Annotated in this window: 19 protein-coding genes and 1 tRNA gene; 8 read left to right on the plus strand and 12 right to left on the minus strand. The window is 46.3% G+C overall.

Going from position 1 to position 16,840, the window contains the following annotated elements; genetic code table 11:
• Positions 1-3: 3 nt before the first annotated feature.
• Genes FERRO_RS03820 through FERRO_RS03830 form a run of 3 tightly spaced genes read right to left on the minus strand, consistent with a single transcriptional unit; the run spans position 4 to position 2,629 of the window.
• Positions 4-951: a sterol desaturase family protein gene (locus FERRO_RS03820; RefSeq protein ID WP_056929523.1), complete on the minus strand. Its 948-nt coding sequence runs from the start codon at positions 949-951 to the stop codon at positions 4-6.
• Positions 948-1,682: a polysaccharide deacetylase family protein gene (locus FERRO_RS03825; protein WP_056929524.1), complete on the minus strand. Its 735-nt coding sequence runs from the start codon at positions 1,680-1,682 to the stop codon at positions 948-950. The genes FERRO_RS03820 and FERRO_RS03825 overlap by 4 nt, the downstream gene beginning before the upstream one ends.
• Entirely contained in the window at positions 1,679-2,629 is a 951-nt protein-coding gene (locus tag FERRO_RS03830; protein WP_056929525.1) for a YncE family protein, read from the minus strand. Before FERRO_RS03830 ends, FERRO_RS03825 begins: the two co-directional genes overlap by 4 nt.
• Before the next feature lie 54 nt (positions 2,630-2,683).
• Here FERRO_RS03830 and FERRO_RS03835 point away from each other — a divergent pair, with 54 nt between their 5' ends.
• Together FERRO_RS03835 and rlmD are read left to right on the plus strand one after the other, a co-directional pair.
• On the plus strand, positions 2,684-3,217 hold the full coding sequence (locus tag FERRO_RS03835) for an NUDIX hydrolase (protein WP_056929526.1): 534 nt from the start codon (positions 2,684-2,686) through the stop codon (positions 3,215-3,217).
• A gap of 3 nt (positions 3,218-3,220) precedes the next feature.
• On the plus strand, positions 3,221-4,549 hold the full coding sequence (gene rlmD / locus FERRO_RS03840) for a 23S rRNA (uracil(1939)-C(5))-methyltransferase RlmD (RefSeq protein ID WP_056929527.1): 1,329 nt from the start codon (positions 3,221-3,223) through the stop codon (positions 4,547-4,549).
• Here the strand turns inward: rlmD and FERRO_RS03845 are convergent.
• Complete coding sequence (locus FERRO_RS03845; protein WP_056929528.1) at positions 4,546-5,235, minus strand: Bax inhibitor-1/YccA family protein; 690 nt, start codon at positions 5,233-5,235, stop codon at positions 4,546-4,548. The two genes, rlmD and FERRO_RS03845, sit on opposite strands and share 4 nt — an antisense overlap.
• Before the next feature lie 181 nt (positions 5,236-5,416).
• Between FERRO_RS03845 and FERRO_RS03850 the strand changes: the two genes are divergently transcribed.
• The 4 genes from FERRO_RS03850 (at position 5,417) to can (ending at position 8,439) form a co-directional block, all read left to right on the plus strand.
• Positions 5,417-5,507: transfer RNA gene (locus FERRO_RS03850), tRNA-Ser, on the plus strand.
• Positions 5,508-6,348: 841 nt separating this feature from the next.
• Positions 6,349-6,819 (plus strand): nuclear transport factor 2 family protein, encoded by a 471-nt coding sequence (locus tag FERRO_RS03855; protein WP_056929529.1) that lies wholly within the window; start codon positions 6,349-6,351, stop codon positions 6,817-6,819.
• Positions 6,820-6,821: 2 nt separating this feature from the next.
• Complete coding sequence (locus FERRO_RS03860; protein ID WP_056929530.1) at positions 6,822-7,727, plus strand: DNA-3-methyladenine glycosylase family protein; 906 nt, start codon at positions 6,822-6,824, stop codon at positions 7,725-7,727.
• Between the two features lie 58 nt (positions 7,728-7,785).
• Positions 7,786-8,439, plus strand: a complete 654-nt coding sequence (can, locus tag FERRO_RS03865) for a carbonate dehydratase (RefSeq protein WP_056929531.1) — start codon at positions 7,786-7,788, stop codon at positions 8,437-8,439.
• A 17-nt stretch (positions 8,440-8,456) separates the two neighbouring features.
• Here can and FERRO_RS03870 read toward each other — a convergent pair whose 3' ends face one another.
• The 4 genes from FERRO_RS03870 to FERRO_RS03885 are packed head-to-tail and all read right to left on the minus strand — an operon-like array spanning position 8,457 to position 11,780.
• On the minus strand, positions 8,457-8,750 hold the full coding sequence (locus tag FERRO_RS03870) for a 4a-hydroxytetrahydrobiopterin dehydratase (RefSeq protein WP_056929532.1): 294 nt from the start codon (positions 8,748-8,750) through the stop codon (positions 8,457-8,459).
• Positions 8,751-8,756: 6 nt separating this feature from the next.
• A complete protein-coding gene (mutM, locus tag FERRO_RS03875; RefSeq protein WP_056929533.1) occupies positions 8,757-9,578 on the minus strand; it encodes a bifunctional DNA-formamidopyrimidine glycosylase/DNA-(apurinic or apyrimidinic site) lyase in 822 nt (273 codons plus the stop codon).
• 2 nt (positions 9,579-9,580) lie between these two features.
• Positions 9,581-10,312 carry a queuosine precursor transporter gene (locus FERRO_RS03880; RefSeq protein ID WP_056929793.1) on the minus strand — a complete coding sequence of 244 codons (732 nt, stop codon included), beginning with the start codon at positions 10,310-10,312 and terminating at the stop codon, positions 9,581-9,583.
• 4 nt (positions 10,313-10,316) lie between these two features.
• Entirely contained in the window at positions 10,317-11,780 is a 1,464-nt protein-coding gene (locus FERRO_RS03885) for a protein adenylyltransferase SelO (RefSeq protein ID WP_056929534.1), read from the minus strand.
• 30 nt (positions 11,781-11,810) lie between these two features.
• Here FERRO_RS03885 and FERRO_RS03890 point away from each other — a divergent pair, with 30 nt between their 5' ends.
• Positions 11,811-13,019: an NAD(P)/FAD-dependent oxidoreductase gene (locus FERRO_RS03890; RefSeq protein ID WP_056929535.1), complete on the plus strand. Its 1,209-nt coding sequence runs from the start codon at positions 11,811-11,813 to the stop codon at positions 13,017-13,019.
• On the opposite strand, the gene gloA is transcribed toward FERRO_RS03890, so the two are convergent.
• Positions 13,004-13,402 (minus strand): lactoylglutathione lyase, encoded by a 399-nt coding sequence (gene gloA / locus FERRO_RS03895; protein WP_056929536.1) that lies wholly within the window; start codon positions 13,400-13,402, stop codon positions 13,004-13,006. The genes FERRO_RS03890 and gloA overlap by 16 nt on opposite strands.
• Before the next feature lie 25 nt (positions 13,403-13,427).
• Complete coding sequence (locus tag FERRO_RS03900; RefSeq protein ID WP_056929537.1) at positions 13,428-13,652, minus strand: CDGSH iron-sulfur domain-containing protein; 225 nt, start codon at positions 13,650-13,652, stop codon at positions 13,428-13,430.
• A 60-nt stretch (positions 13,653-13,712) separates the two neighbouring features.
• On the opposite strand from FERRO_RS03900, the gene FERRO_RS03905 reads away from it, so the two are divergent.
• Entirely contained in the window at positions 13,713-14,129 is a 417-nt protein-coding gene (locus FERRO_RS03905) for a MarR family winged helix-turn-helix transcriptional regulator (RefSeq protein WP_056929538.1), read from the plus strand.
• A gap of 409 nt (positions 14,130-14,538) precedes the next feature.
• On the opposite strand, the gene FERRO_RS03910 is transcribed toward FERRO_RS03905, so the two are convergent.
• Together FERRO_RS03910 and FERRO_RS03915 are read right to left on the minus strand one after the other, a co-directional pair.
• Positions 14,539-16,158, minus strand: a complete 1,620-nt coding sequence (locus tag FERRO_RS03910) for an OFA family MFS transporter (RefSeq protein ID WP_056929539.1) — start codon at positions 16,156-16,158, stop codon at positions 14,539-14,541.
• A 32-nt stretch (positions 16,159-16,190) separates the two neighbouring features.
• On the minus strand, positions 16,191-16,784 hold the full coding sequence (locus FERRO_RS03915) for a malonic semialdehyde reductase (protein ID WP_056929540.1): 594 nt from the start codon (positions 16,782-16,784) through the stop codon (positions 16,191-16,193).
• Positions 16,785-16,840: the final 56 nt, after the last annotated feature.

Here is a 16,840-nt window from a genome sequence, read left to right on the forward strand (position 1 = left end):
AAGTTAAGCTTTTAGTCCCTGTAGAGCGCGGGTTAAGCGTATGAGTCCCAGCCACTGTTGTGACCAAAACCCCTCACCGTAGGAGCGCCCCTGAAGCTGGTCTTCAATACCCGTGGCGCTTAAGGGTTCATTAAATTTGGCTGTGCCAAAGAGAATGTCCCAGACAGGAAAGAGTACGGCGAAATTACAACTTTTATCGCCACTTTCACTGCCCTGTCCAATACCATGATGTACACGATGAAAATAGGGGCTCACTAAGAGCCTTTCACCCAATGAGCCAAAGCGAATATTGACATTGCTATGGGCAAAGCTCTGCACCAAGCGGGTGAGCATCATGGGAATAACCAGTTGGCTGGGGGGGACGCCCATGAATAATCCGAAAAGAGAGAAAATGGCGGCGGTGAGTAAGTCATCCAATAAATGATTACGATCATCGGTCCAGTAACTCATTTGACGCTGGCTGTGATGTAAACCATGCAGAGCCCACCACCATTCCAGGCGGTGTTGCAAGCGATGGATCCAGTAACCGATAAAGTCTAACATAATGAGATAGGCCATAAAACTGAGCCATAAATGGCGGGAGAGTACTGGCCACAGGTCCTCAAGAGAGAGGGGGATAAAACCGTGGATACGCAGGGTACGGTCAAGACTGTAGGTGATGGGCCAGAGCAGAAAAAAGAGAGCCAAGGGAATAAAACCCAAGCGATGCAAAAGAGTATAAAGAACATCCAAGGACAGCGCACGCCGATCAGTCCATTTTTCTACGGGACGCAGGGCTTCTAAGGGGCGAAAAACCAGCACCAACAGGCTTATTTCAATGATACCAAGCAAAACCAAATACAGTGCGTCATAGGCATTTTCTACATAAGCTTGAAGCCCTAACCACGCCAACAGAGGTTCGATCCAATGCTCAAAAATGAAGGCTTGAAGAGGGGTTAATAGCTCGTTCATGGCTGTTCTGTTAAGGGTTTAAAACAAAAACCTTTCGCTTCAAGACCCTCGATGAGTGGCTCTAAGACGTTCACAAAGGGATCGTGACGAGATTGAATACCAAGGTGCATCATGAGTATATCACCGTTTTGAATATGCTCCAGAGCCCGCTTTAAGAGTAGGGAGTTAGGGTAGCGCTCGGAGGGCAGTTCATCACCTAAAAACCCCGCCTTGGCCCAGCCCACTGCGCTCGAGAAACCGCAGGACTGAGCAAATTCGTTAGTGCGCGGTGTCACATGGCCACCAGGCGCACGCCAAAGATGACTCATAGGGTGATGGGTGAGTTCAGTAAAACGACGATTGACGTGTTGTAACTCTTCGCACAGGGCCGCCTGATTGAAATGCTCCCTGTGTCCTGTAGCGGTCACGTAAAGCACTGTCCCATCCTTTAGGTCGCCCCTGAAATAGCCATGACGCCAAGTATGGCTGCCAAATTGATGACCTTCTTTGACACGCGCTAACCAATAATCGCGCCAGCTGTCATCCAGCGTATGATCCCCCCGGTAAGTGGGTTTGTTGGTCACAAAAAAAGTGGCCAGAATATGATGGCGCTGCAATATGCCAGCAATTTTTTCGGCGCTAACCATATTGCCGCTATCTAAGGTTAGGTAAACGGTACGCTGACAGGTTTCTATGGCTTGCGCCGCGCAAGACAGTAAGAGCAGGAGCAATATAGTTAACCCGTACTTCATTGACGGGGTGCGTGACTCATAAAAAACAGGCCATGGGGAGAACGACCAACGGGTATAACATGAGTGATCTGATCATTGGTAAGATTAATCACGCGCACTTCCCGCAGCCAGCGGCAAGTTACCCATAACTCTTTACCATCCTGTGAGACTTCCATGTCATCAGGGCCCCCTGGTACTGGGAAGGTATGGGAGAGCGTTAGATGTTGTGTATCAATGATAGAGATCGTATCCGCGCCACGATTGGAAATCAAGATATGGCGCTTGTCCCCAAGGGGCATAAAATTATGGGCCCCCACTCCAGTGGGGATTTTTTTAATGACCCGGGCGAGGCGCCAATCGATCACCTCCACGCCGTTATCCCCCATGGCTCCTACCAAGAGATACGCTTGATCAGGGGTCATGATAATGCCCGCTGGAGTGTTGCCAACGGGAATAATCCAAGCGACTTTTTGTGTATTTAAATTAATGGCAGCCAACTGGTTACTGCCTTGCAGGGTAATGAAGACCATACTGCTATCTTGAGTAAAGGCTAAGTGGCTCGGCATAGAGGACAGAGGAATACGGGCCACCAATGAAAAATCCTCAGCACGATAGATATCCACTCGATCAAGGCGCAGGGAGTTGGCCACAAACCATTTTTTATCGGGGCTAAAACCTATTTGGTAAGGATCGCTGATGCGCGGGATACGTTTTTCTACTTCACCAGTGCTGGGGTTCAGAAACACCAGATCGTTACTCACTGCGTCAGCCACAATCAGGGCACTGTTGTCAGGCAGACTCATGAGGTGATGAGGCTCCTTGCCCACATAAAAGTGTTTGATGGGTTGATAGGTATGGCGGTCAATAAGACTTATGGTGCCATCCCCTGAGTTAAGTACAACAGTCACTTCAGCGTAGGAGAGTGAGGCACAAAAAGACAAGAGAAGAATAAAAAAAAGTGTGCGCATAGTTTAAAATGTTAACTTAATTCATTTTAACACTCTTTGAGAGTAATCAAAACTATGAAATATTGTTCCTCCTGCGGTGCGCAAGTTACGCTGACGGTCCCTGACGGGGATCAACGTGAGCGACACGTATGTGGCGCCTGCGGCGATATCCACTACCAAAACCCAAAAGTGGTAGTGGGCTGTGTCACCCATTGGCAGAATCAGATTTTACTTTGCCGCCGTGCCATTGAACCACGGTTGGGTTATTGGACAATGCCCGCAGGGTTTATGGAGAATGGTGAAAGCTTGAGGGCTGGAGCCCAAAGAGAAACCTTTGAGGAGTGCGCCGCACAAATTGAGGTGGGCGAATTAATCAGCGTGATTAGTATCGCTAATATTAATCAAGTACACTGTATTTTTAATGCTCCCATGGTGAGTGAGGGGTTTTCAGTGACCTCTGAGAGCAGTGAAGTAAGACTGTTTGATGAGCAGGATATCCCTTGGCAGGATTTGGCTTTTGAGACCGTGACAGTAACTTTAAAGCATTTTTTTGAACAACGTCGCCAAGGTGGGATGGCGCCCCTTGTTATCGACTTAGGACCTTATTAATTCATGGCAGAAAAACTCTCTTTGTCCCGCCACACTAAAACGCTGTTAGTGGAGTCGGTGGATCATGAAGCCATGGGCGTGGCGCGTTTAGACGGTAAGGTGGTGTTTGTGGATGGAGCGCTCCCTAATGAGCGAGTGAAGGCCACTATTACCAAAGAAAAAACCGCCTTTAATCTGGCCCAAATTGACACCATTCTCGCGGCTAGCCCCACCCGAACAACACCGCGTTGCCCACATTTTGGTCGGTGCGGGGGTTGTAATATGCAGCACGCCCAAGCGGATGCTCAAGTCGCTTTTAAGCAACGCATTCTTGAGGATAACCTTGAGCGTATCGGTAAAGTGAAAAGTGAAACGATTTTACCGCCCATCTACGGTCCCGAGTGGGGGTACCGTCATCGCGCTCGTTTATCCGTCCGCTATGTGGCTAAAAAAGGTGGGGTATTGGTGGGTTTTCATGAAAAATCCTCGAGCTTTGTGGCGGATATGCATGAATGCCATATATTGCCCCCCCATATTGGTTGTTTAATTGATCCACTGAGAGAGTTGATTACTCAATTATCTATCCATGATCGATTACCCCAGGTGGAGGTGGCGGTAGGGGAGCGAGTCACTATTTTGGTATTACGTATCTTAGCGTTACCAAGCCATGAAGATGAACATCTGATCAAAGCTTTTGCTGATAGTCATCATCTCGTGATCTGGTTTCAAACCAAAGGACCTGATAGCGCTCAAGCTTTTTATCCGCTGGATTTTCCAGGATTAACCTATAGCTTGCCTGACTTTGGCGTTACCATGCCCTTTTCCCCCACAGAGTTCACCCAAGTGAACCCGCAGGTCAATCGCTCGCTGGTTACAAGGGCAATGACTCACCTTGACCCCCGGCCAGGTGAACGTATTGTGGATCTTTTTTGTGGTTTAGGTAATTTCACGCTACCCATTGCGAGGGGAGGGGCGAGGGTGCTGGGCGTTGAGGGTAACCCACAATTAATTGAGCGCGCTTATCATAACGCTGAATTTAATGGCCTCAGATCCTTGGTTGAATTTAGGACCATGAATTTGTTCACCGTGACGGAAGAGAGTTTTTCCGAGTTGGGGCCCATGGATAAGTTACTCATTGACCCGCCGCGGGATGGGGCCATAGCGGTGGTGAATTCACTGGGCAAGGTGTTACCGAAGAAGGTGGTATACGTGTCCTGTAATCCCTCAACCTTGGCCCGTGATGCTCAGGTTATGGTGCATCAACAGGGATACAAGTTAAGGGCGGCTGGGGTAGTGAATATGTTCCCCCATACCGCCCATGTTGAATCAGTGGCTATTTTTGAGCGCGCTTAGTCGCGTTCACCACCGAAGATGCCTAGCAACTGCAACAGGCTGGTGAAGATATTGTAAATATTAATGTACAAGCTTAAGGTAGCCGTAATGTAGTTAGTCTCTCCGCCATGCACAATTTGACTCACATTAAAGAGAATCATTAAGGACGAGAAGAGAATAAATCCAGCGCACAGTACCACTTGCATTAAGGGAAGTTGCAAGAAAATGTTAGCTATCACTGCAACCATGAGCACAATGGAGCCGATGATGAGGAAATTGGCAAGACCGCTAAAATTGCGACGCGTTGTACCCGCTAACCCCGCTAAACTAAAGAAGACCACGGCAGTGCCGCCCGTTGCCAAAGTAATCAGTTGACCACCGTTACGAAAATGCAATACAAACTGTAACAAGGGTCCTAACATAACCCCTAAAATAAAGGTAAGAAGTAACAGTAGGTATACCCCGGTTGAGCTGTATTTATTGGCTTCAATAGCAAAGAATAGACCATAGACCACTCCCAGAAATAACAGGCTGGAGAGGATGGGCGATACCATCATGAAAGAAAAGCTCATATTGATACCTACTAGCGCGCCAATGGCCGTAGGAATCATGGATAAACCCAATAACCAGTAGGTGTTTCTCAACACACGGTGAGTCATCGTGTCCAGTTGTCCAGAGGGGGTATAAGTGTTGTAGGATCCTGCCATAATTAAACTCCTTGCAGTAATTGTTAAATCAGTGAAGTGTTATTATTATTAGTTAAGACTACGTGAGAGTCTGATAAGTTGCAAGTAGGGATGATACATCAAAAATTCAAGTGTTAGACGAAAAGCATTAAATAAGTGTAGAATAGCGAGCTTAATAAGTAATACACATCACTGTCAGTTTGGAAGCGTGGCCGAGCGGTTTAAGGCACTTGTCTTGAAAACAAGCGTGGGCTGATACCCCACCGTGAGTTCGAATCTCACCGCTTCCGCCAACCTAATATAGCAACTAATTGATATTGGCTGTTATTTTTTTCTGTACCGAGCCATCAACATAAATATCAAATCGTAGAACGATTGTTATTAGATATTAGTTTATTTCATGGTGGCCTTGGTTGGGGGCATTCTGCATGCCATTGAATCGATACGCAATGCTTCTAGGGTTGGTCATGATTATAGTGTTGTTGCTTTTTAGTGCTAGCATTGTCGCTAGCAATCTAGAAATGCAGCCCTGAATTAAAAGGGATTAAGACGCTCGTGCATCATCAAATACCTTGGCGTTGCTAACTAGAAATGCAGCCCTGAATTAAAAGGGATTAAGACGCTCGTGCATCATCAAATACCTTGGCGTTGCTAACTAGAAATGCAGCCCTGAATTAAAAGGGATTAAGACAAATGACAGCGTTGTTGTATACGACGGCATCGCCATCTAGAAATGCAGCCCTGAATTAAAAGGGATTAAGACTGCCGGTGATGCTAGCATCATCAAAGATTTGTGCGTCTAGAAATGCAGCCCTGAATTAAAAGGGATTAAGACTGCCGGTGATGCTAGCATCATCAAAGATTTGTGCGTCTAGAAATGCAGCCCTGAATTAAAAGGGATTAAGACTGTTTTTTGAATTAACATTGCAGTGATTGGAATGTCTGGGTAAGACTCTTTGTCAGATTACTTCGGAAGTAATATTACGTGGTGAAATACGGTAAAACTGTCGACGGGTATTGAGAGCTTATAGCTAACCATGTTAAGTGCCCATTACAATAGGGGTATCATATGTCTTTTAACTATTGAACTTTAACTATTCAGAGTGTCTATTTTTATTTGAGAAGAGAGAATCTATGACAACACCCAAGCCTCCCGTTCCGCCCTTTAATGAAGAAACTGCTAAACAAAAAGTCAGAATGGCGGAAGATGCCTGGAACAGTCGTGACCCTGATCGCGTTGTTCAGGTTTATACAGAGGACACGCTATGGCGCAATCGTGCTGAGTTCCCCAAAGGACGAACTGAGGTTCATGGATTCTTAACACGCAAATGGGCGCGCGAGATTGATTACCGATTGATTAAAGAATTATGGGCCTTTACCCATCACCGCATTGCAGTGCGTTTTGCTTACGAATGGCGTGATGACTCGGGTCAATGGTTTCGCAGCTATGGCAATGAAAACTGGGAATTTAATGAATGGGGTTTGATGCAGCGCCGTTTTGCAAGTATTAATGATTTACCAATCCATGACGTAGATCGATTATTTCATTGGCCCTTAGGGCGCCGCCCTGACGAGCATCCTGGCCTTTCTGATTTAGGGTTGTAGTCTTGAGTGATTCTTATTGTGTTAGGCACGAGTTAATTCTGCCTCTGCCTTCAGGTTACCGAATTGCTGATATTTTGCCCTATCATCAGCGAGATGAGGAGGCCTTAGCAGAAGTAGTCAGCGGTCAGAGTTTACGCAAGGGGGTCGTTTGGTACGGATCAATTGCTGAGCTAATGCTGAATTTTCAGAATCATCAAGTGACAGCTAGTATTCAATACGGCGGCCATCCTCAGCGCGATTCAAATGCTGCATTCTTACGTTGTGTTCAAAGAATGTGTGGCCTGACCCAACCCATTCATGCCTTTGCTCAAGAATGGGGAAGTAGTGAGCTATTAGAGCCGTTGTTTACTATGGGCACTGATTTAAGGTTTGCCTTAACTCCCAGTGTGTTTGAGGCGCTAAGTTGGGCGGTGGTATCGCAACAAATCAGCGTTAAGGCAGCTGTTAAATTACGTCACCGAATGATTAAGCTTTGTGATCTAACTACTCCTAGTGGTTTGTATTGTTATCCAGATGCTGTGGCCTTGTCAGCCATATCTGTAGCTGATTTATCAGCCATTGGTTTTCCAAAAGCCAAGGCTGAAACACTTAAACGATTATGTGATTTTGCTCAAGGTCACTCTTTAGATGAGTTAGATGGTAATAACCCTAGGCACATGCACGAACTCAGTCATCAGTTATTAAGTGTTAAGGGCATAGGTCCTTGGACTGCCAATTATGGACTACTTCGTGGTTATGGTTATCTTGATGGTTCCTTACATGGTGATATTGCCCTGCGCCGTGCTCTGCAAATCATGTGGCAACATCCTGATGATGTGTCAGACAAACAAACGGAACATTGGCTAGCCCAATTTAGCCCTTGGCGCGCTCTCGTGGCCGCTTATCTTTGGCAATATACGGGGGCCTAGGTTTAAGATAACTAAGTAGTCTTGAGTCTCCTTCCTCCGCACATGTTAAACTAGGCCAATGAGTAAATCACTAGAACATCTATTTCATAATAATCGTCAGTGGGTCAGTGAGGTATTAGCCCAAGACCCTGATTTTTTTAGTCATTTGGCCACCCAGCAGGCACCAGAGTATTTATGGATCGGCTGTTCAGATTCGAGAGTTCCTGCCAATCAAATTACGGGTCTTGATCCGGGTGAGGTATTTGTTCACCGTAATGTGGCTAATGTAGTGGTGCATACGGACTTAAATTCCTTATCGGTCATTCAGTTTGCTGTGGACGTGTTAAAAGTGAAGCATATTATCGTTGTGGGTCATTATGGTTGCTCCGGTGTTCATGCTGCACTGCTTGGTCAGCGTATTGGGATAGCTGACAATTGGTTGCGTCACGTCCGTGATGTGCATGACAAGCACCAGTCGTTTATCGACGCAGTGAGTTGCGAGCATGAACGCTACGACCGATTATGTGAATATAATGCTATTGAACAGGCGCTCAATGTTTGTCAAACTACTATGGTTCAAGACGCCTGGAACAGTGGCCAAGAGGTGAATGTGCATGCTTGGGTTTACGGTGTTAAAGATGGTTTAATTCGTGATCTGGGCTTTACCGTATCTAACAACCAAGAATTAAACGAGCTTTACCCAAAAACTATTGCCGCGATCCATAGCGAGTAGTTATCTAGGGTATGATGTTAAATACTTTGTTCAACCATACGGGCGAACTCCAAGTCTCGCTGAGTAATCCCTGTCACATCGTGACTATATAGTTCTAGAATAACTTCCCCATACTTGATAGTAAGATTCGGGTGATGGTCTAAGCGTTCAGCAATGGCACTAATTTTAAGGGCTAGATCCATGGACTGTTGCCAGTTATGGGTAGACCATTTGCGCCATAGGGCAGGGGGATGATAGCTCCAATGTGTTAAGTGTTGAGCTAAGGCACGGGCAATATCCAGATCGCTTAAGAGGGTAATAGGTGAGGTCATATCATATTATCGTTGACATTGAGGACAATAAAAAGTGGAGCGTTGCGCTTGGCGGATGCGGCGAATGGGGGTGTGACAGACGTAACAAGGTTGTTCAGCCCGGTCATAGACTTGATGATGGATTTGAAAGTAGCCCTGTTGCGCAGCTCCATGCTGAAAGTCTTTTAGCGTACTGCCACCCAGTTCAATGGCCTCATGCAGAGTCTCTCGAATGGTTGCGGCAAGAGTGTGATAGCGCTCTTTAGCGATTCGTTTAGCGCTTCTTTGAGGTAGAATACCGGCTTTAAATAAGGCCTCGCTGGCGTAAATGTTACCTACCCCCACCACTATTTCCCCACTTAATAATAAAGGTTTAATGGCTTGGGTTCGCGTATGAGCATGACGCCATAAATAGTCACCGTTAAACAATGTAGCAAAGGGTTCAATGCCTAATTTCTTAAAAAATGGTGAAAAACGCTTTTCTTCTTCATTAGGCTCTGCCCAAATTAACGCACCAAAACGACGGGGATCGTTATAGATTAAAGTATGTTGTCCAATCGTAAATGAGGCATGATCGTGTTTTTTTAAAGGGGTCCCTGGAGCGTTGATGGTGAGAGTCCCCGTCATACCAAGGTGCACCATTAAGCTTCCTTGGGTAGTTTTAATGGTGAGATACTTTGCACGTCGCTCAATATCGGTGATGGTGGCGCCCACTATTTTGTTACTGAGTTCGCTATCTATAGGATAGCGTAATGCTGGAACGAGGATTTGTGCTCTCTCCACCTGATGATTGATGAGATGGGGCAGTAGTGATAAACGCGTGACTTCAACTTCAGGTAATTCAGGCACTTTTATACATCCAAAGAAAAGGGTGTGAAAGGCGTATCGCGGTCAAAGTAATCCTCTTTTTCAGCCGCCTTCAACCGATTAACTAACCAGTAAGTAAGAGGGGTGGCAAGAATTTCCCAGAGTGTTTTAAGAGTATATTCTAACAACGCAATCTGGACTAAGTCATGGGTGGTCCAAACGCCATAAAAGGCTAGGGCGTAGAACAGTAAAGAGTCAATCAGTTCGCCCACAGCGGTGGAGCCAATGGTTCTCATCCATAACCATTGCCCATTAGTGGCAACCTTCATTTTAGCGAGGACAATGCTGTTAGAGAAACTGCCACACCAATACGCCACAATAGAGGCAACGGCTATGCGCCAAGCATTATCAAAAACTCCTTCCAGTTGCCCTTGGAAAGTAGCCATGAAAGCATTATGTGCAGGAGGGAGGTGAACTATAATCATGGCCATGAGGGAGGCGAATAATAACGCCACAAAGCCCGCCCACACCACTCTGCGATCTCGGGCGTAACCGTAGACTTCGGTGAGGATGTCACCAAAGAAATAGGAGATCGGAAAAAATAGTACCCCCGCCCCCACGGTGAGAGTTCCTATCCACGGTAAGGTGATATAGGTTTGCTTGGCAGCACCAATTAAATTAGAGCACAGTAAAATGCACACAAAGGCAGCCATGATGAGATCATAGTAGCGGTAGTGGCGTGGAGTGTGAGCTGGCAGGGAGGAGGTATTTGGCATGGCGTTAGGATGAGCAACTGACACTGATCTCGCTCGCCCATGAGGGAGGTAGCGCGGCCCAATCCTCATGCTCTGGGTGCTCGTCAAAGGGAGTGTCCAACACACTTTTTAATTCTTTTACCATGGTAAAGTCCCCCTCCATAGACTGCTCAATAGCTTGTTGTGCGAGGTAGTTACGCAATATAAAGCGTGGGTTAGTGCGCTTCATTTGAGGCTGACGTAGATGATCTATAGACTCCTCTTGATGCAACCGTTGGCGGTAGCGGGCAAGCCACAGGTTAAAGAGGCTAATTGATCTATTAAGGGGAGCAAAAAGCGAGCTATCCAGCTCAGGGCGGGCCAGCGTCAGGTCACTTAATAGGCGAAAGAATAGAGTGAAATCTACCTGATGAGCATGTAATGAATCGAGTAGATCTTTGATTAATGTAGCGTCATCTTTTTGCTCCTGACGTAACCCTAGCTTCTTTCTAAACAATTGCAAATAACTCCATTGGTAGCGTTCATGAAAGCGTTCTAGTCTATCCGCCAGGAGGTTTTCATCGGCAATTAAGGGCCAAAAGGCAGAGGCTAAGGCAGCACAATTCCAGTAGCCCGCTTGGGGTTGTTGATCATAAGCATAGCGACCCTGTTGGTCCGTATGATTGCAACGGTGTTGCCAATCGAAATGATCTAAAAAACCAAAGGGACCATAATCAAGGGTGATACCCAGTACGGACATATTGTCTGTGTTCATCACGCCATGACAAAACCCGACCGCTTGCCACTGGGCCATAAGTCGGGCGGTGTGACTTACGATTTGTTCAAATAAATCAATATAAGGGGTATCACTGTCTAACACTTGTGGATAGTGATGTTGTATCACAAAATCCAGTAACTTCACGAGTTCAGCCATACGGCCGCGATGGGCAAAATGCTCAAGGTGGCCAAAACGAATAAAACTGGGGGCAAGACGGGTGAGTACCGCTGCAGTCTCTAAGCGCTCACGACGCACGGTTAGGTTTGAGCCCACCAATGCCAGAGCGCGAGTGGTGGGAATGTGTAGGGCTGCCATGGCTTCACTGGCTAAATATTCGCGAATACTTGAACGCAGCACTGCACGCCCATCACCCATGCGTGAGAAGGGAGTGAGTCCAGCTCCTTTTATTTGAATCTCTAAAGGATGACCCTGGGCACCTTGAACAGAACCTAAGAGGTGAGCTCTGCCATCGCCTAACTGTCCCGCCCACACTCCAAATTGGTGTCCTGAATACACACTGCACCAAGCTTGATCTATATGTCCTGCGCAGACATTCAGCCACTGGTGAGTGGGGGTCAGAGATAAATGTAATGACTGGGCAAGGCGACTATTCCAAGTGATCCAATAAGGTTGCGGGAGTGGCTGTGTGGTGACTTTTTCAACAAAGGGTTGAGACAGTTGTATAAAGGGTGTCTCAGATTGAAAAAAAAGAGTTTCAGAAGGAGCATTCATAGCTTATTCTATCCTGTTTGAGGAGGATTCATGCAGGGCAATGACGAAATTGTTTGGGACGCCGTGGTGGTGGGCGCGGGGGCTGCGGGATTGTTTTGCGCAGGTCAAGCGGGGTTGCGTCACAAACGGGTATTGCTCTTGGATCACGCTCGTAAAATCGGAGAAAAAATTCGAATTAGTGGTGGGGGGTTTTGTAACTTTACTAACCGTTATTCTAGCGCACAACATTTTTTATCCAGTAATCCTCATTTTGTTAAAAGTGCCCTGTCACGTTACCGCCCTTCGGATTTTGAAGACTGGTTAACGCAAGCGGGTATCGCTTACCATGAAAAACATCGTGGGCAATTATTTTGCGATCACTCTGCCCAAGATATTATCGATCTACTGCTACAACAATGCCTTAATCATTCAGTTGCTCTTCGCTTCCCTGTGAGTGTGGAAAACTGTCAGTTCATCAAAGACCAATGGCACATTAAAACCACTCAAGGCTCGGTCAAGAGCCATGCTCTGGTATGGGCGACGGGTGGTTTGCCTGTGCCTAAAATTGGTGCTAGCGATAGAGCCCTTCGCTTTGCTCAGCAGTGGGGGCAGGAGGTTGTCACGCCAAGGCCTGCTTTAGTTCCCCTTTCTTTGACTGATCAGTCGGAGAGTTCGTTCACTCAACTCTCAGGATTAAGCGTACCCGTTAGCATCGCCGCAGGCCGACCCGAGGAACATTATGGGGTGGCTCGGTTTAATGAAGACTTGTTATTCACCCATCGAGGGTTATCAGGCCCGGCTGTATTGCAAGCCAGCAGCTATTGGCGTGAGAATGAACTGCTTGAGGTGTCATTTTTAGAGGAGCATCACTGGCAGGAAATGATGGAGTCGGCAGGAGGCAAATGGGTAGAGAACGTCTTAGCGCAATATCTGCCGCAACGCTTAGCAAAACATTTAACCAGCCTATGTCAACTAGAGCAACGTCGCTTTGCTGAATTAACTCGCACAGAGCGCAGTTCATTGAAAGAGCTGCTGTTACATATGATCTTCCACCCCAAGGCCACCCTGGGATGGAATAAAGCTGAGGTGATGCTTGGGGGGGTTAATACCCATCAGATGGATAGTAAAACCATGGCCTCCACGGTAATTCCTCAATGTTATTTTATTGGAGAATGCGTGGACGTGACAGGTCATTTAGGCGGACATAACTTCCAATGGGCTTGGTCAAGCGCTTATGCTTGCGCTCAGTCACTTAAGTGAGAGCGCCGTTCGATAAACTCAATCTTGTAACCATCCGGGTCTTCCACAAAGGCAATCACGGTAGAACCATGTTTCATGGGCCCTGCCTCACGAACAACCTTACCGCCACGAGCGCGAACTTTGTTACAGGTTTCCTCGGCGTTTTCCACCTCCAAGGCGATGTGGCCGTAGCCGTTACCGAGATCATAAAAGTGGGTATCCCAGTTATAGGTGAGTTCAATGACTGCGCCCTCTGATTCAGGCTGATAGCCCATGAAAACCAAGGTGAACTTCCCTTCAGGGTAATCCCGGCGGCGTAACTCTTGCATGCCTAATACATCGCGATAGAAGGCAATGGATTGTTCTAGATGTCCTACTCGTAGCATGGTATGTAAAATTCGCATTATCTTTAAACCTTATAAAATTGTGTTAAATAACCCCTTGTGTGGACGCCTTATGGGTTCCATCACAAAACGGACTATTAAAGGTTTCCCCACAACCACAAATATAAACAGTTTCATTTTTTGTCGCGATAAAGTGATGGGGCGTTTTGTCTGTGACCTGATGGGCGCCATTACAGAGTCCAGTGCCACTTTTACCACAGGTACAAAACCAATATTCTTTCCCTGCTTCAAGATCGATTGCGTAGGGCATTTAAAACTCCTTATAATGTACGTATTCGTACCATTTTAACTAAAAAGATGATTTTTTGCTATGAGTCAATTTCTTCCTACACTTCGTGCCTTAGTGAGAACTTATCAAGCCTTTGATAACTTTTCTGAGCGCCATATAAAAAGCCTTGGTTTAACAACTGGACAATTTGATGTGATCGCAACCTTAGGTAATACAGCAGGCATGAGCTGTGGTGAGATTGGTGAAAAAACCTTAATGGTCAAGGGTACCTTAACGGGAGTGTTAGATCGCCTCGAGGTAAAGGGGATGATTGTGCGCGTGGAAAATCCAAAAGATAAGCGAAGCACCTTAATTAAGCTGACAGAGCTTGGTGAAAAAACTTTTAACACGACCTTTCAGCCGCATCTTGAGTATTTATCACAGGTCTTTGGTCAATTGTCCGATAAAGAGTTGCAGGAAATCGAGATACAACTCAACAAGCTGCAGCAACTGTTTTAGAATAACAAGCCGTTAACTTTCCCGGCTGGAAGGTCAGAGTTTTCAACTTCAACAACTGACGCTTTTGGGCCTTATTGTCCGTAACGGATACCCGCGGCTACGCCCTAATCAATCTTGAGAAGCTGATGCAGATCCTATTTCGCAGACCTGAGTTGGGCGAATCTGAACTCTGCCTCTTGCTTGACACACCATCGCTACTCGTATGGACGTCGAACTGGTGGTAACTGGATTTTCCCCATTGGAATCCAAGAAGATTCCCTACGGTGAGCCTTCGCGAAGGTCTGCCAACTTGGTTTGTACATTATGGTGAATAAATGTCCCCTCCATCTTGCCCGGTGGTGATAATCTGCCAATCAAATAAAAAAGCCCCGCTAGCAATGTTTCTAGCGGGGCTCGATTAACGTGTTAATTAGGACAATTTGGCTGCTTTTTGAATAGCGATGAATACACCGATTAAAAAGGGAATTCCCACGGCAGCCCAGGCGATGACACCGCCTAAGCCTAGTGAACCCCTAGCCGTGTCTTCAACGGCAACTTTTCCTGCTGTTTGCTCATGAGCTTTTGAGCGTTCTGCCTTTAATTCTTCTTCCGTCATGTGGTATTTAGGATCCACAGGACGAACCAGTAAATTACACACCATACCAGCTAATAGGAGTACAGCTAGGATATAGAGAGTACGGTCATAGACCAAGTTATGGGGAACCCCAGCATCAATTTGAGCCTGACGCAAACTGGCAATTAATGTAGGTCCCACAATTCCAGCCACGGACCAAGCGGTGAGTAAGCGACCATGGATAGCCCCCACCATTTGAGTGCCAAATAAATCCGCGAGGTAAGCTGGTACTGTAGAAAACCCTCCACCATACATGGATAAAACCACACATACTGCTACTATAAAGAGACCGGCACTGCCATGGTGACCCATGGAAGGCATGGCTATATAAAGAGCGATACCTAAAATAAAGAACACCGCATAGGTGGATTTACGACCTAAGAAGTCAGACATTGACGCCCAGAATAAACGACCTAAGCTGTTGAATAAGCTGATTAAACCAACCAAACCAGCGGCGGAGGCTGCAATAGCTGCTTTTTGCGCTGGTGAGACCGCATCAAATGAAATATCTAAGCCAAGTAAATGTGGACCAAATACATCCTGCAACATAGGACTTGCCATAGAAATGACCCCAATCCCTGCCGTCACATTTAAGCACAGAACCCCCCATACCAACCAAAACTGAGGTGTTTTCCAAGCTTTGTCTAAATGCACATGATTTTGGGTGATCATGTATTTTTTACCACCATCATCTTTGGGGGTCCAACCTAAGGGTTTCCATCCTGTTGGTGCAATTCTGAAACCAAAAGCACCCAAGGACATGATGATAAAGTAAAGAATACCCATGGTAATCAGAGTTAAACCCACGTTGTTAATGCCAGGGATGGCTGCGTAGTGTTTCATCAGGGCAACGGCCAGAGGAGCGCCAATCATGGCTCCACCACCATACCCCATAATTGCAAAACCCGTAGCTAAGCCACGGCGATCGGGGAACCACTTAATTAAGGTAGAAACGGGGCTAATGTAACCTAATCCTTGCCCTATCCCTCCAACAATGCCGCTTAGCCAAAGAAGCCAGAGTTGGTGGTTAATGACACCAATTCCACCTAAAACCAAGCCTCCACCCCAAGTTATGGCAGCAATAAAACCAGCTTTACGAGGACCAGCATGCTCCAACCATCCGCCCCAAATAAACGCAGCAATGCCTAATACCGCGATAAATAGTTCAAAAATGGGAGTTACCATGGGAATGGTCCAATTACAAGTGGTGGTAAACAACATGTCCCACGTACTTAGGTTTTTGCAGGCCAGAGCATCTGCGTTAGGTAATAGATTTACCATGGGTTTCCAAAATACGGAAAAACCATAGGACATACCAATACAAAGGTGAATTGCTAAGGCCGCTGGCGGTACAAGCCATCGGTTGAATTTAGGACCAGCAATGGTATTTTCTCTATTCAGAGCGCTCCAAGTCATCTTTTACCTCCAAATTACTATTTAATATTGCGTTATAAAATTTGTGACACCTGACTAAAGGTTAGTCGCGGACCACGGGGGTGGGTGGCTAAATGATCAGCGTAACCCAAATTTAATAAAAAGTTAGCTTTAAAGCGGCCGTCAGCAAAAAAAGTACTGTTCACTGCTTCAGCATTAAAACCTGACATAGGTCCCGCATCAAGACCAAGCGCTCTCGCAGCCATGATTAAATAGGCTCCTTGTAAGCTACTATTGCGAAAAGCGACCTGTTCAGCGAGTGTCGGGTTCTTGTCATAGAGTGCTTTGGCATCATAGGCTGGAAATAATTCAGGTAAATTGTCAAAAAATTTTGTGTCATAAGCCACAATCACTGTCACTGGTGCTGAGCGTACCTGAGCAACGTTTCCCGCCGAGAGGGCTGGAATCAGTTTTTCACGAGCCTTCTCTGAAGTAATAAAAACAAATCGGGCAGGGCATGAGTTAAAAGCTGTGGGCGCCCACTGTGTGAGACTAATGAGCTGTTCAAATATTCCCTCAGGTAAAGGGTCTGCTTTAAAAGCATGAGCTGTTCTAGCTGTGATAAACAGTTGATCTAGAGATTCTTTGGGTAGTTCAAAACTAGTCATTGTATGCTCCAAAATGAATCTAACTGATTACGTTACCTCACTTTTTTAACTGATTC

The organism is Ferrovum sp. JA12 (assembly GCF_001431705.1).
Lineage (GTDB): Bacteria > Pseudomonadota > Gammaproteobacteria > Burkholderiales > Ferrovaceae > PN-J185.

Bases quoted from the DNA above. Each gene is read 5' to 3' on its own strand.
- FERRO_RS03820 (WP_056929523.1), bottom strand. From the start codon at position 951: ATGAACGAGCTATTAACCCCTCTTCAAGCCTTCATTTTTGAGCATTGG.
- FERRO_RS03825 (WP_056929524.1), bottom strand. From the start codon at position 1,682: ATGAAGTACGGGTTAACTATATTGCTCCTGCTCTTACTGTCTTGCGCG.
- FERRO_RS03830 (WP_056929525.1), bottom strand. From the start codon at position 2,629: ATGCGCACACTTTTTTTTATTCTTCTCTTGTCTTTTTGTGCCTCACTC.
- FERRO_RS03835 (WP_056929526.1), top strand. From the start codon at position 2,684: ATGAAATATTGTTCCTCCTGCGGTGCGCAAGTTACGCTGACGGTCCCT.
- rlmD (WP_056929527.1), top strand. From the start codon at position 3,221: ATGGCAGAAAAACTCTCTTTGTCCCGCCACACTAAAACGCTGTTAGTG.
- FERRO_RS03845 (WP_056929528.1), bottom strand. From the start codon at position 5,235: ATGGCAGGATCCTACAACACTTATACCCCCTCTGGACAACTGGACACG.
- FERRO_RS03855 (WP_056929529.1), top strand. From the start codon at position 6,349: ATGACAACACCCAAGCCTCCCGTTCCGCCCTTTAATGAAGAAACTGCT.
- can (WP_056929531.1), top strand. From the start codon at position 7,786: ATGAGTAAATCACTAGAACATCTATTTCATAATAATCGTCAGTGGGTC.
- FERRO_RS03870 (WP_056929532.1), bottom strand. From the start codon at position 8,750: ATGACCTCACCTATTACCCTCTTAAGCGATCTGGATATTGCCCGTGCC.
- FERRO_RS03880 (WP_056929793.1), bottom strand. From the start codon at position 10,312: ATGCCAAATACCTCCTCCCTGCCAGCTCACACTCCACGCCACTACCGC.
- FERRO_RS03885 (WP_056929534.1), bottom strand. From the start codon at position 11,780: ATGAATGCTCCTTCTGAAACTCTTTTTTTTCAATCTGAGACACCCTTT.
- FERRO_RS03890 (WP_056929535.1), top strand. From the start codon at position 11,811: ATGCAGGGCAATGACGAAATTGTTTGGGACGCCGTGGTGGTGGGCGCG.
- gloA (WP_056929536.1), bottom strand. From the start codon at position 13,402: ATGCGAATTTTACATACCATGCTACGAGTAGGACATCTAGAACAATCC.
- FERRO_RS03900 (WP_056929537.1), bottom strand. From the start codon at position 13,652: ATGCCCTACGCAATCGATCTTGAAGCAGGGAAAGAATATTGGTTTTGT.
- FERRO_RS03905 (WP_056929538.1), top strand. From the start codon at position 13,713: ATGAGTCAATTTCTTCCTACACTTCGTGCCTTAGTGAGAACTTATCAA.
- FERRO_RS03910 (WP_056929539.1), bottom strand. From the start codon at position 16,158: ATGACTTGGAGCGCTCTGAATAGAGAAAATACCATTGCTGGTCCTAAA.
- FERRO_RS03915 (WP_056929540.1), bottom strand. From the start codon at position 16,784: ATGACTAGTTTTGAACTACCCAAAGAATCTCTAGATCAACTGTTTATC.